Here is a 12,600-nt window from a genome sequence, read left to right as displayed (position 1 = left end):
ATGACCGACCCGCAACCCGACCCGACTGATTCGCAGACCCCGGCGCCGGAAAAAACATCATCCGAAAACCGCGGTGACGAATTGACGCTCAGCGAGCTGCTGATTCTGTCGTCGATGTGGATGCTGTTCGGCTTCATGCTGTGGTTCTACCTGTCGCCGTTTCACGGGATACCGGCACGCGAGGCGGCCGACTTCATCCTGTCCGAACTGCTGGGCGACCACTTCCGACAGATCGTGGCCGAACCCGGCCAGCGCTGGGTCTACCAGGTGGAAACCAATATTCAGTATGTGTTCCGCGACGGCACCACAGACGCCTTGGGCTTCATCATCAATCCGCTGGTGTTCAGTTACGGTCTGCCCTTGCTGTTCGGCCTGGTGATGGGGTCGGATGTCAGTTGGCTGCGCAAGGCCGTCATTCTGCTCATCGGGTACCTGACCATAACGGCGGTGCAGATCTGGGGTGTGGTGTTCCAGTCCCTGAAAATGCTGGGCTTCAATTTCGGGGCGCAGACCCACGAAATCGTCAGCCAGGCCGGAATTTCCGATGCCGCGATTGCCCTGGGTTATCAACTCGGCACCCTGATTCTGCCGGCGCTGGCGCCCATCTTCGTGTGGGTGCTGACGAACCGTCCCCTGGTTGAACAATTCGTGGGCTGGAATGTCGGCGACCTGAGCCGTCCGAAAGCCGGCTGACCCGTCGTTGCCCGAGGTGGAAACCCGCGCGGTCCGGCACTCCCGGGAACCGGCGGAAGGCCGGCGACCGGAACCGTTGCAGTCGCCGGTGGTCAGTGTAATCAGGCCGCCCCGCCTCGGGGCGGGTCGCGCCTGCCGTATAATTCGGCCATGAACCGCGGACCGGCCGTATATCACGACCGGCCGTAAACTACGGGGACCGATCTTTGCAAGCTACCGAACAACAGCCCCAGGCTGTCGAGGAACGCGCGGAAGGCGTCACCAACGCGGTCTGCGAGTTCATGCTGTCCAGCAACCGGCTGAAAGCGGCGGACCTCAAACGCGCCGAAACCTACCAGGAACAGAACGGCGGAGATCTCGTCACCCTGCTCGTACGCCTGGGGCTGGTGTCGGAACGCGATGTCGCCGAAGCCGAGGCGCACCTGCTGGAGTTGCCGCTGGTGCGCACCGCGGACCTGCCGGACGAAGCCCCGGAGTTTCCTGGAATCTCGGTCCGATTCCTCAAGCAAAACCTGATCCTGCCGGTCAGTGAAACCGACGATGAGCTGACGGTGGTGATGGCCAATCCGCGTGACGGCTTCGCGGCCCAGGCGCTGGCCATGGCCAGCGGCAAGCAGATCGTGCGCCAGGTCGGTATCGCGTCGGAAGTCGAAAACGGCATTGAGAAACTGCTCGGTGGCGGGCGCAGCGCCATGGGCCAGATCGTCGAGCGGCTGGGCGGTGAATCCGATTCCGACGCGGAGGACATCGAGCACCTCCGTGATCTGGCTTCGGAAGCCCCCGTCATTCGCCTGGTCAACCTGATTCTGCAACGCGCGGTGGAAGCGCGGGCTTCGGATATTCATATCGAGCCGTTCGAGAACCGTCTGAAAGTACGCTACCGGATCGACGGAGTCCTGCAGGAAGTCGAGGCGCCACCGGCCAGTTCGACCGCGGCCGTGATCAGTCGCGTGAAAATCATGGCGAAACTCAATATCGCCGAACGACGCCTGCCGCAGGACGGACGCATCATGCACCGGGTGCAGGGCAAGGAACTGGACCTGCGTGTTTCCACTGTTCCGACGTCGCACGGCGAGAGCGTGGTGATGCGAATTCTCGATCGCGAAAGCATCGTTTTCGACTTCGATTCGCTCGGATTCGACGATCATATTCGCAAGAGTTTCGTCAAGGCGCTGGAGATGCCGCACGGCATCATCCTGGTGACGGGTCCCACCGGCTCCGGTAAAACCACGACCCTGTACACGGCTCTGAGTGCCCTGAACACGCCGGAACGCAAGATCATCACGGTCGAGGATCCGGTCGAGTACCAGCTCGAGGGCATCAACCAGATTCAGGCCAAGGCGTCGATCGGGCTGGACTTCTCACATGCGCTGAGGGCCATCGTCCGGCAGGACCCCGACGTCATCATGATCGGTGAGATGCGCGACCTGGAAACTGCCAAGATCGCCATTCAGTCGGCACTGACCGGTCACCTCGTGTTGTCCACGGTGCACACCAACGATGCCGCAAGCGGTATCACCCGCATGCTCGACATGGGCGTTGAGGATTACCTGCTGACCTCCACGGTCAACGCCATCCTGGCTCAGCGCCTGGTGCGTACCCTGGATCCGGAGACTCGTGAAGCCTACGAACTGTTGCCGGAAGTGGCCGCTGAAATCGGCCTTGAGAAGCTCGGTGAGCGCGAGCGATACACCGTGTACCGGCCGGTGGCCAACGAAGAAAACCCCACCGGCTACCGGGGCCGCACCACGATCCTGGAACTGCTGACGATGACCGACCCCGTGCGACGTCTGGTCATGCAGCACGCGACCTCGGGTGAAATCCAGGATCTCGCGGTTTCCGAAGGCATGCGCACCATGTACCAGGATGGCCTGAACAAGTGTCTGCAGGGTGTCACTACCCTGGATGAAGTCCTGCGCGTCACTCAGGAAAGCTGATGCCGTTGTACGAATACAAGGCGGTGGCGCCGAGTGGCGAGACCGTGCAGGGCACGATGGACGCGCCCAGTGTCGATCTGGTCGTGCTCAAACTGCAGGAGGCCGGCAACATTCCGCTGCACGCCCGCGAGGCCGGGTCGGGCGGGTTCGGTCTCGGTGCGCTGCGCATGGGAAGCCGCGGCATCAACGCCCGCGAGGTCGGACAGTTCACGCAGCAACTGGCGACTCTGCTGAGCGCCGGAATGCCGCTGGACCGTTCGTTGCAGGTGCTGCTCGAACTGGCGGACACCGAGCGGGTCAAGCGCACGGTGAAAGAGATTCGCGATCATGTGCGCGAGGGCGGCAGCCTGTCGGATGCGCTGGAAAAACAGCACGGTGCGTTCAGCCGCCTGTTCGTAAACATGGTTCGGGCCGGGGAAGTGGGTGGCACCCTGGATGTCACACTCAATCGGCTGTCCGAGTACCTGGAGCGCTCGCGTGATCTCAAAGACAGCATCGTATCCGCCCTGGTCTATCCGGTGCTGCTGCTGTTCCTGGCGGCCGGATCGCTGATCCTGCTGCTGGTCTACGTCATACCCCAGTTCACGCCCATCTTCGAGGAACTCGGCGGCGATCTGCCCACCATTACCAAAATCGTATTGGCGTTCGGGGCGCTGCTGCAGAATTTCTGGTGGGCCATCATTCTGGTGACGGTGGTCGCGGTGATCCAGGTGCGGCGCCTGCTGGCGGATGACGAGCGGCGATTCAGCTGGGACGGCCGGGTCCTGTCCATGCGCTGGGTGGGTGATCTGGTCGGCAAGATCGAAACCGCTCGTTTGACCCGTACCCTGGGAACCCTGCTGAGCAACGGTGTTCCCCTGCTTGCGGCACTTTCCATCGCCCGTAATGTCATAACCAACACGGTGCTGCGCAAGGAAGTTTCCGACGCGGCACGTGAAGTGAAGACCGGCGGCGGTTTGGCGCGAAACCTGGCCAAAAGCGGACGATTTCCGCGGTTGGCGCTGCAGATGATCAGCGTCGGTGAGGAGACCGGCCAGCTCGATTCGATGTTGATGAAGGTGTCCGACACCTACGACATCGAAGTGCGCAACACCATCGACCGCCTGTTGTCGATTTTCACGCCGGTCGTTACCCTGCTGCTGGCAGTGCTGATCGGCACGATCGTACTATCGGTGCTGCTCGCCATCCTGAGCATCAACGACCTCGTGGGGTAAACAAGAATCTGGGAGTCTGCAGTCATGTTGAAAAAGGGTATGAATCTCAAGCAAACGATGCGTCCGGCGCGGCATGCGATCCCGGGAAAGCGGACCCGTGGCTTTACGCTCGTCGAGTTGCTGCTGGTGCTGGTCATCCTGGCATTGATCGGCGGTCTGGTGCTGCCGGGCATCATCGGCAAGGCCGAGAGCGCCAAGATCAAGGCGGCATCCTCTCAGGTCAGCCGCTTGTCCATGGCCGTGGAGAGCTATTACCTCGATACCGGGACCACGCCGGAAAACCTTGAGCACCTGGTCGATGACCCAGGTGAGGACGGCTGGAACGGACCCTATGTCAAGGAATCCAGTCTCAAGGATCCGTGGGGGCGGGAGTACGAATACCGCTTGCCCGGCGAGCATGGCGAATTCGACATCATCTCGTATGGGGCGGACGGTCAACCCGGCGGTGAGGACAACAACGCCGACATCAACAGCTGGGAGTAATTTCCCGACTGGCGCCATCCGGTGAACCAGGCCGCCACGCCGGTTGATTTCCGACCATGCATCGTTCAGCGCCAATGAATTACCGCTTCAACGCCGGTTTCACCCTGGTGGAACTGATCGTGGTGATGGTGCTCGCCTCAATCGTGCTCGGATTGGTCGGCACTTCGATCTCACGCAGTGTGTCCGGCGCCGAGATGCGCACCGCCGCCCGTGAAATGGCTGCATCCATGCGCTACACCCGGACCAGGGCCATCCTTGACAAGCAGGAGCACGTCTTTCTGGTGGATACCGAGAGTCGCAGCTATTCGGCACCGGAGCGTGAACCTGTCGAATTGCCCGAAGGTATGGAACTGCAGTTGACGACGGCGCGTTCGGAGTTGACCTCGGAAAATGTCGGCGGCATCCGTTTTTATCCGGACGGGGGTTCCACCGGTGGCAACGTGGAACTGGAAGCCAACGGACGAATTTATCGGATCAACATCGCCTGGCTCACCGGCGAAGCCTCGTTACAACGGGTTGAAAACTGATGCTGCGGACGATACGGCAACGATCCCTGCCTACCGGGCGAGCCGGCGGTTTCACCCTGCTCGAGGTGTTGCTCGCTTTCGTGGTGTTCGCCATGAGCTTCGCCGTGGTGTTGCAGATCCTGTCCGGTTCCATGCGTAACACCGTGCGAGCCCGTGAATACACCGAGGCCGCGCTGATCGCCCAATCGGTGATGGACCAGGTCGGGCTGGGCATTCCGCTCGAAGCCGGTGCCGGAATGGAAGGCGAAGAGGGACCGTATCGCTGGGAAGTGGGCGTGTTCGAATTCGGTGGCATGGTCGACAACCCGCGTACCCTGGAGGTCAGTGAACTGACGGGCGTTGAGTTGCTGGAAGTGGAGTGCGAGGTGAGTTGGGGCGAATTCCCCCGCGAGCGCAGCCAGATGTTCAACACGGTGCGTGCGGTTCTGGCCAATCGCGATGGCATCCGACCGGGGGGAGCATGAAGCGAGTTTCCGGATTCACGCTGGTGGAGATGCTGCTGGCCATGACCCTGCTGAGCATCCTGCTCGCTCTGGCCTACGGCGGCTTGCACGCCGCCACTCGCGCCACCGACCGGGGACAGCAGATTCTCGAGGAGAGCGGTCGCCTGCGCATGGCGCACCAGTTCGTCCGTAAACAAATCAACCAGGCCATACCACTGGCGTTCAACCAGACCGATGGCGAAACCTTGGAGGCACCGGAACCGGAAGTCTTCCTGGGCAGCCCCGAATCCATCCGCTATGTCGCGCCGATGCCGGGTTACCTCGGTTTTGGTGGGCCGCAGGTTCAGGAGCTGACTTTTGTCAGCGGTGACGAGGGCCTGGATCTCTACCTCACCCACGCGCTGGTACAGGGGTTTGACGAGTCGCGGCTGGACGACAGCGAGCCGGTGCTGCTGATCGATCGGGTGGAACGGGCCGAGTTTCAGTTTCTCGCCCGGGACGAGGAAGGCGAGCTGACGGAATGGACCAACACCTGGGAGACTCCGGGTGAACTGCCGGTTGCGGTCGCCCTGGACATCCAGTTCGTGGAGGGCAATTACGCCGAGTGGCCGTTGCTGGTCGCTGCCGTGAAGGTGGACGGTAGCGTGGTGGACGGCGCCGGCAACCAGAATACCTACCGTTCCGCCATCCAGGAGTTGATCGAGAAACGAAGGAGCCAGGATTGAGCGGCCGTCACTCCAACAAACCGCTCCCCAGTGTCACCGGTGTTCCCGCCACAGTGGTGTGTTCCACCATGTCCGGCCCGGGACGGCAGCGCGGAGTCGCGCTCGTGCTGGTGCTGTGGATCCTGCTGCTGGTGACCATTTCAACCGGCGCCTATACGCTGATGGCGCGAATGGACAGTCTGGAGGCGCATACGACGTTGTGGAGCACCCGGGCCCGGCTGGCGGCCGAAGCCGGATTGAATATGGCCGTGGTGTCCCTGCGCGATCCCGTGGAGGAAGAACGCTGGATTCCGGACGGGCGGCCTTACACCATCCAGTATGGCGAAGCCGAAGTCGAACTGCGCATCACCGATGAGCGCGGCAAGCTGAATGTCAATCATGCGAACGAGGAAACCCTGATCCAGTTGTTCGTCGCCAACGGCCTGGAAGAGACCGACTCAGTCGCGCTGGCAGGCGCCGTTCTCGACTGGATCGACCCGGATATGCTGGTTCGGCCGAACGGCGCCGAAGAGGATGACTACCTGGCCGCCGGGTATCAGGTCGGGCCCGCCAATCGGGGGTTTCTGATGGTGGAGGAGATGCTGCAGGTTCTCGGCTTGCCGTGGGAACTGTATCAGCTGATCGAACCCGGGTTGACCGTGTGGTCGGACGGAAACCTGCCCGACCCGGCCTACGCCCCGGTCGAAGCCCTCGTGGCGCTGCCGGATATGACCCGGGAAGACGCGTCGGAATTCGTCACCGCGCGGCATGACCTGGACGGTTCGAGCGACCTGAGACTCGCTCTGCCAAGCGGTCAGGTCGCCGTGGCGCAGGGCAGGGGGCTCACGTATAGTATCGTCGCCAAGGCGACCATGCCGAACGGTGTCTGGGACCAGATCGAGGCGACCATCCGGCTGGGCGGAAATCCGTTCGGTTATCCCTTCAACATCCTTCGCTGGCGCGAAGGGTTCCATCATTGAGATCGAGATGGCGTTAGCACTCAACAACACGATCCAGTATTGGCGCGCCCGCATTCAGCATGGGCCGGCCGGTGAGTTCGTGCGCTGGTGGCTGGGCGAGTTGCGACAATTGCTGCCGGCGAAATGGCAGCAGCGTCTCCAGTTGGCGACGCGGCGGGTGGTGCTGCAAATGGACAGTGGCGACATCCGGCTGGGTGTCGAGGAAGGCGGTGACATCCGCGCCCTCGGCGAGTTTCCGGCGGGCGAGGATGCCGGTCTGCAGCGACAGCGTATTCTCACGGTGCTGGAGGAGAGCGAACTGGGCGAGATGCCCCGCTTCCTGGTACTCGACGACACCGGTGTTTTGCGCAAGGAGCTCAAGCTTCCGGCGGCAGCGGAAGCCAATCTGCGCCAGGTGCTGACTTTCGAAATGGATCGTCAGACGCCGTTCCGTGCCGCCGACGTGTATTTCGATTGGCGCGTGCTGCGCGGATCCAAGGAAGCCGGTGACGTACATCTGGAGCTTCTGGTCACGCCTCGGGCTGTGGTGGATAACGCCTGCGAAGGGTTGGCGGCAAGGGGTCTGTCGGTCAGCGGCGTGGATGTGGTCGCGAATGGAGAAGTGCTGGGCGTCAACCTGCTGCCACCCGAACGCCGGGTGACGTCGGTTAACCCCCGCACTCGCCTCAATTACGCTCTGGCCGGAGCGGCGCTGGTGCTGCTCGTTCTGGTGATGGTGCAATCGCTCAGCCTTCGAGCGAGCCGTGTCGAAGACCTGGAGGCGGCGATCGAGGCGGTGCAGGACGAAGCGCGCCGGGTCCAGGGCCTGCGTGAGCAGGTCGAGGAAACCAGCGAGGCGGCGAGTTTCCTGACCCGAAAGCGGTCTCTGAGCCCCATGGCCATCGAGGTCCTGGCCGACGTCACCCGAACCCTGCCGGACGATACCTATCTCGATCGGCTGGTCATCGGTCAGGACAGTGTTCTGATGCAGGGCAAGTCGCGTAATGCCCAGCAATTGATCGAGATCGTGAACAAGTCCGACCGGTTGGAGGAGGCTGCTTTTCGCGGTTCCACCCGATTGGATGCCGCGACCGGACTGGAAATTTTCGAGATCGGCGCCACCGTGTCGGCACGGGGGGGTGGCTGATGGCCCTTTCCCTGTCCCAGGGCAACAGCCGCACAACCGCCGTTCTGTTGGCGGTCATTGTCGTCATCCTGATCTACCTGGTCGGGTTTCACTGGTTCATCCTCAGGCACATCGCGTACAGCGACGAAATCGGTGCGCTGTCGGGACAACTGGAGCGTTACCAACGGGTGGCTGCGCAACGTGATGAAGTCGAGGCGCAGCTCGAGTCGCTGCAGAGCCGGCGTTCCGAGTCCAACCTGTTCCTGCCCGAGGCGGACTTCAACGAGGCGGCCGCCGGCATGTCCGAGCGCCTCAATCAGATGATCAGTACCCAGGCTGAAGAGTCGTGCCAGGTGGTGAGCCGCCAGCCGGTGCGAGCCCGGGTGGTGGAACGGTTTGAGAAAGTGACGGTCAATGTCCGCATGCGCTGCGCCATCGACGACCTGATGCGGGTGCTCTATTCGCTGGAAACGGGTGTGCCGATGATCATCGCGGAGGAAGTGACTGTCATCAAGCCGCGGGCCCGCCGCCGGCGCAACAGCCAGGCGCCGGCCGACGTCAGCGCGCTCGACGTGCGCTTCAACATGGCCGGCTACCTGCGTTCGCCATGATGCGCTGGTTGCAGGATAATCCGATCGGCCTCGGGCTTGCGGTTGTCTGCGGTGTGCTGGTGCTGAGCATGGCCGGGCTCGGTGTGGTGTCTTTGCTGCCGGCTTACCGGGGGGGCGATGCGGATAACGCGGCTCCGGATGCGCAGGCCCTGCAGTTACCGGAGCTGGCCGAGAGTGCGCCGATCGACGAATACTATGTCATCACGGAACGGCCGTTGTTCAATGAATCGCGCCAACCCGTCCTGGAGGATGAGCTGAGTGTCGATCCGCTGGCCGAGGAAATGGTTGAAGACGACCCGGACGCGCCAGACGTTGAATTGTCGGGTGTCGTGATCACCCCGTCGCTGCGCATGGCGACCTTGCGTACGAAAGATGAAGGCCGATCGTTGGTCGCCTTCGAGGGTCGGCCGATCGAGGAATCCGACTTCGGTTCGTGGCAGGTCAGCCGGGTGGATGCACGGGAAGTGATGCTGACCTCGGCGGCGGGTGAGGAACTGCGGCTGGAACTCAAGGTCCATGACGAACAGATCACCCCTCCGGCCGCACCGGTCTCTCGACCCCAGGGCTCGCGGCAGGACGAAGCGCCGGAGGGCCGGGTGCAGCAAACCAGGCAGCAGGAATCCGGGGAAGCCGACGCGGACGGCAAGCCGCTGAGCCGGGCGGAAGAGATTCGCCGGCGCATCGCCGAACGCCGTGAAGAACTCCGGCGCCAGGCGGAACAGCAGGAACAGCCGAGTGAGGAAGAGGCCGCGCCGGATTACCAGCGGGCGATTCAATCCATGATCGGGCGTAGCCGCAGGGACGGCGATAACCAGAATGAGCAATAGAGGCACGGCAGCAATGCACGATACACCGGATACTTCACCGAGCGGGACCCGCGTACCAGCAGGCAGGAGGGCTGGAGCCCCGCGCTGGCGCGAGCTGCGGCGTCATGCCGCATGGGTCGTAGCCATCGTCCTGATCGCGGGTTGTGCCTCGAGCGCGCCGACCATCGGGCCCAGCAGAACCGGCCTGGAGGTCGAAAAGCCCAGTAAGCCGGCGCCGGAATCCGAACAGTTGGTCGTGGGATCGTCGACGCCGACGGTCGCGCAGCCGGGTGTGACGGATATCGAAATTTACGAAGGCACCGGCGTTTTCATTGATGAGGAGGCCGCCAGAAAACCACCGGAGCCGGTGGCCGAAGACGGCGAAATCGTCCTGAATTTCGAAGGTGAGTCCATTCAGTCGGTGGTGCACACCATTCTTGGCGAAGTCCTGCAGGAGACCTTCGTCATCGGTCCCGGCGTGAGTGGCGAGGTGACCTTCTCGACATCCAAACCGGTATCACGCGACCAGCTCATGCCCATCCTGGAGCTGTTGCTGCAGTGGAACGGCGCGACCCTGGTTTACACCGAAGGCCGTTATCACGTGCTGCCGGTGGCCGAAGCCATTCCCGGCCACCTCGCTCCGCAGATCGGTGGCCTTCAGTCCGCCAAGGGTTATGAGGTGCGAGGTGTGCCGCTGAGATACATCGCGGCCGTCGAGATGGAGAAAATCCTGCAGCCGTACGTGCGCGATGGCGCCATCGTCCAGGTGGACCAGTTCCGCAGCATGATTTTCCTGGCCGGTACGCCCGAGGAACTCAGGAATTATCTGCGGACCGTCGAGATTTTCGACGTCGACTGGCTCGAAGGCATGTCCGTGGGCATCTACCCGCTGCGCACCGTCGACGTCGAGGCGATCATCGGTGAACTCGAAGGTGTATTCGGAACCGAAGGCGATACGCCGCTGGCGGGCATGTTCCGGTTCATTCCGCTGGAGCGACTGGGCTCGGTGATGGTCATCACCTACCAGCAGGAGTATCTGCACAAGGCCGAAGAGTGGATCCGCATCCTGGATCGGGGTGCGGCGGGCGCCGGCAAGCAGCTCTACGTGTATCGGGTCAAGAATCTGGAAGCGCCCATTCTGGCTGGGTATCTGACGGAAATTTTCGGCGGTGAAGGCGGGGCGCGGAATGCCCAGACGGACAGCGGTGGTACGCTGGCGCCCGGGCTGGAACCGGTCCAGGTCGGCAGTGTTTCGGATTTCAACGAGAGCCGGCTGGGTTCCGGCAGCCAGACCCAGGCCGGGGGCGAATCGGGCGGGGGTTCCGTCCTGAGTCTCGGCGAAGGGGACATCCGCATCACGGCCGTGACGGAAACGAACTCACTGCTGATTCAGTCCACGCAATCGCAGTACAACTCCATCCTGGCGGCCATCGAGCGCATCGACATCGAGCCGTTGCAGGTGCTGATCGAATCCCAGGTGTTGAACGTCGAACTGACCGAGGATCTCCAGTTCGGTGTCGCCTGGTTCCTGACCAACAATCCCGACCTGATTCCGGCGGGAGCGGGCAATCCGTTCGGACGTTACATCGACTCCATCAGCTTTGGCGGCGGTGCGAATAATTTCCTGACCGAAATCTCCCGTCCGATCAACGATGGGACCAGTTTCGTACAGGCCACCATCTCGGCGCTCGATGCCGTGACCGATGTGCGTTCGCTGGCGGCGCCTTCGCTGCTGGTGCGCAATAACGCAACCGCGGCGATCACCGTGGGCACCCAGGTGCCGGTGCAATCGTCCAGCATCTCCACCGGCACCAACAACGTGGTGAGCAGTGCCCAGTATGTGTCAACCGGTACCACCTTGACGGTGACCCCGCGAATCAATCCCGGCGGTCTCGTTTACATGGATATCTCACAGGACGTCAGCCGCGCCGGCGCGCGTGACCCGGACATTTCGCTGAGCGGAAACCCGCCGATCAACAACCAGACCGTGACCAGCCAGGTGGCGGTGCAGTCCGGGCAGACCGTGTTTCTCGGCGGACTGATTTCCGAGCAGGATTCACGCGGTCGCAGCGGTGTACCGTTCCTGAACCGGGTGCCCATCATTGGCCCCCTGTTCGGTACCCGCAACAAGAACACCTCGCGCAGTGAGACCCTGGTCATGATCACACCCACGGTGATCGAGACCTCGGTGGATCTCGAGCGCATCAGTTCGGACCTGGAAAAAGAGTTTTCCAGGGTCCCGCCGCTGAAGATTTCGACCCTGGTCGAGGACAAAGAGTAGCCCGCGCGGCGGATGCCACGCATCGGCTGGAGCGGCGGAAATCGGAAATCGAGTGGCTTGTGGCGCGCGTGGCGGCTTAAGTCACGTAAAACTCAGTAAATTTTCATTCACAGATTCGCAAGGAAGATCGTCATGATTCGATCCGTATTCGTGCCTTCGGCCCGGCTGTCAGCAGCAGGCCGGTATTCCGGAATGGCCCTGATGGCTCTGGTGGTGGCCCTGTTGTCAGCGTGCGCGACCCAGCCTCAGGGGGGAACCACGGCGGAAGAACGGGCCAGACAGAGGTGGGAAGCCTTACTCAGCGTCGACCTGGATTCCGCCTATGCCTACTACTCACCGGGATATCGTTCGGCCCATTCCCGCGTGGATTTCGAAATTGCATTGCGTACCCGACGCATCCAGTGGACCTCCGCAAGCGTGGAGGGCAGCCAATGTGAAGGCGATCGGTGTACCGTTACAACCCGTGTGGGCTACCGCATTGGTTCACCGGTACCGGGTGTGCCCAGGTGGGACAGCGAGCGGCTGATCGAAGAGCGGTGGGTGCGCACGGATGGGCAGTGGTGGTTCGTTCCGGACGAGTAGTTCGAACCGCCATGGACCGCACAGCCAGCCGGCGCCGCCCGGCTCGACTTTCCATCCGGCTTTCCGCGCGATTCGACGGCGGGTGCCGGTAGAATGTATGCACCGTGAAAGCGCATGGAGACAAGGGTTTCGGGCCTCCGTGCATCCATGACTGAGCCGGGGTGCATTGTTGCGTTGAAATTTCGTTTATCGTAACATTGACGCGCGAATGACCGGACCAAGGTCACGTTTGCC

At 62.3% G+C, this 12,600-nt stretch carries 13 protein-coding genes; all 13 read left to right on the top strand.

The annotated features are described in order from the left end of the window. The gene (locus V3330_RS15530; RefSeq protein ID WP_354696360.1) at positions 1–693 is read left to right on the top strand and encodes an exosortase H-associated membrane protein; all 693 of its coding nucleotides are present in this window, start codon (positions 1–3) and stop codon (positions 691–693) included. A gap of 206 nt (positions 694–899) precedes the next feature. Further along, positions 900–2,630: a type II secretion system ATPase GspE gene (gene gspE, locus V3330_RS15525; RefSeq protein ID WP_435791838.1), complete on the top strand. Its 1,731-nt coding sequence runs from the start codon at positions 900–902 to the stop codon at positions 2,628–2,630. Then, complete coding sequence (locus tag V3330_RS15520; RefSeq protein WP_354696359.1) at positions 2,630–3,844, top strand: type II secretion system F family protein; 1,215 nt, start codon at positions 2,630–2,632, stop codon at positions 3,842–3,844. The genes gspE and V3330_RS15520 overlap by 1 nt, the downstream gene beginning before the upstream one ends. Positions 3,845–3,868: 24 nt before the next feature. After that, positions 3,869–4,327, top strand: coding sequence for a type II secretion system major pseudopilin GspG (gene gspG / locus V3330_RS15515; protein ID WP_354696358.1), 459 nt, complete (start codon positions 3,869–3,871; stop codon positions 4,325–4,327). A 56-nt stretch (positions 4,328–4,383) separates the two neighbouring features. After that, complete coding sequence (locus V3330_RS15510; RefSeq protein ID WP_354696357.1) at positions 4,384–4,854, top strand: GspH/FimT family pseudopilin; 471 nt, start codon at positions 4,384–4,386, stop codon at positions 4,852–4,854. Continuing rightward, a complete protein-coding gene (locus tag V3330_RS15505; protein WP_354696356.1) occupies positions 4,854–5,318 on the top strand; it encodes a type IV pilus modification PilV family protein in 465 nt (154 codons plus the stop codon). Before V3330_RS15510 ends, V3330_RS15505 begins: the two co-directional genes overlap by 1 nt. Next, complete coding sequence (locus V3330_RS15500; protein ID WP_354696355.1) at positions 5,315–6,022, top strand: type II secretion system protein GspJ; 708 nt, start codon at positions 5,315–5,317, stop codon at positions 6,020–6,022. Before V3330_RS15505 ends, V3330_RS15500 begins: the two co-directional genes overlap by 4 nt. Then, positions 6,019–6,981, top strand: a complete 963-nt coding sequence (locus tag V3330_RS15495) for a type II secretion system minor pseudopilin (RefSeq protein ID WP_354696354.1) — start codon at positions 6,019–6,021, stop codon at positions 6,979–6,981. Before V3330_RS15500 ends, V3330_RS15495 begins: the two co-directional genes overlap by 4 nt. Before the next feature lie 7 nt (positions 6,982–6,988). After that, a complete protein-coding gene (locus tag V3330_RS15490) occupies positions 6,989–8,107 on the top strand; it encodes a PilN domain-containing protein (protein WP_354696353.1) in 1,119 nt (372 codons plus the stop codon). Continuing rightward, entirely contained in the window at positions 8,107–8,697 is a 591-nt protein-coding gene (gspM, locus tag V3330_RS15485; protein WP_354696352.1) for a type II secretion system protein GspM, read from the top strand. The genes V3330_RS15490 and gspM overlap by 1 nt, the downstream gene beginning before the upstream one ends. Further along, positions 8,694–9,524: a hypothetical protein gene (locus tag V3330_RS15480; protein WP_354696351.1), complete on the top strand. Its 831-nt coding sequence runs from the start codon at positions 8,694–8,696 to the stop codon at positions 9,522–9,524. Before gspM ends, V3330_RS15480 begins: the two co-directional genes overlap by 4 nt. Before the next feature lie 13 nt (positions 9,525–9,537). Continuing rightward, entirely contained in the window at positions 9,538–11,784 is a 2,247-nt protein-coding gene (gspD, locus tag V3330_RS15475; protein ID WP_354696350.1) for a type II secretion system secretin GspD, read from the top strand. Positions 11,785–11,916: 132 nt separating this feature from the next. Continuing rightward, positions 11,917–12,366, top strand: a complete 450-nt coding sequence (locus tag V3330_RS15470) for a hypothetical protein (RefSeq protein WP_354696349.1) — start codon at positions 11,917–11,919, stop codon at positions 12,364–12,366. The last annotated feature ends 234 nt before the right edge of the window (positions 12,367–12,600 follow it).

This window comes from Elongatibacter sediminis (assembly GCF_037892215.1).
GTDB lineage: Bacteria > Pseudomonadota > Gammaproteobacteria > Xanthomonadales > SZUA-36 > Elongatibacter > Elongatibacter sediminis.
The sequence above is the reverse complement of the archived record's forward strand: the minus strand, read 5'-3'. Positions and strand labels throughout refer to the sequence as shown.

Bases quoted from the DNA above. Each gene is read 5' to 3' on its own strand.
- V3330_RS15530 (WP_354696360.1), top strand. From the start codon at position 1: ATGACCGACCCGCAACCCGACCCGACTGATTCGCAGACCCCGGCGCCG.
- V3330_RS15520 (WP_354696359.1), top strand. From the start codon at position 2,630: ATGCCGTTGTACGAATACAAGGCGGTGGCGCCGAGTGGCGAGACCGTG.
- gspG (WP_354696358.1), top strand. From the start codon at position 3,869: ATGTTGAAAAAGGGTATGAATCTCAAGCAAACGATGCGTCCGGCGCGG.
- V3330_RS15510 (WP_354696357.1), top strand. From the start codon at position 4,384: ATGCATCGTTCAGCGCCAATGAATTACCGCTTCAACGCCGGTTTCACC.
- V3330_RS15505 (WP_354696356.1), top strand. From the start codon at position 4,854: ATGCTGCGGACGATACGGCAACGATCCCTGCCTACCGGGCGAGCCGGC.
- V3330_RS15500 (WP_354696355.1), top strand. From the start codon at position 5,315: ATGAAGCGAGTTTCCGGATTCACGCTGGTGGAGATGCTGCTGGCCATG.
- V3330_RS15490 (WP_354696353.1), top strand. From the start codon at position 6,989: ATGGCGTTAGCACTCAACAACACGATCCAGTATTGGCGCGCCCGCATT.
- gspM (WP_354696352.1), top strand. From the start codon at position 8,107: ATGGCCCTTTCCCTGTCCCAGGGCAACAGCCGCACAACCGCCGTTCTG.
- V3330_RS15480 (WP_354696351.1), top strand. From the start codon at position 8,694: ATGATGCGCTGGTTGCAGGATAATCCGATCGGCCTCGGGCTTGCGGTT.
- gspD (WP_354696350.1), top strand. From the start codon at position 9,538: ATGCACGATACACCGGATACTTCACCGAGCGGGACCCGCGTACCAGCA.
- V3330_RS15470 (WP_354696349.1), top strand. From the start codon at position 11,917: ATGATTCGATCCGTATTCGTGCCTTCGGCCCGGCTGTCAGCAGCAGGC.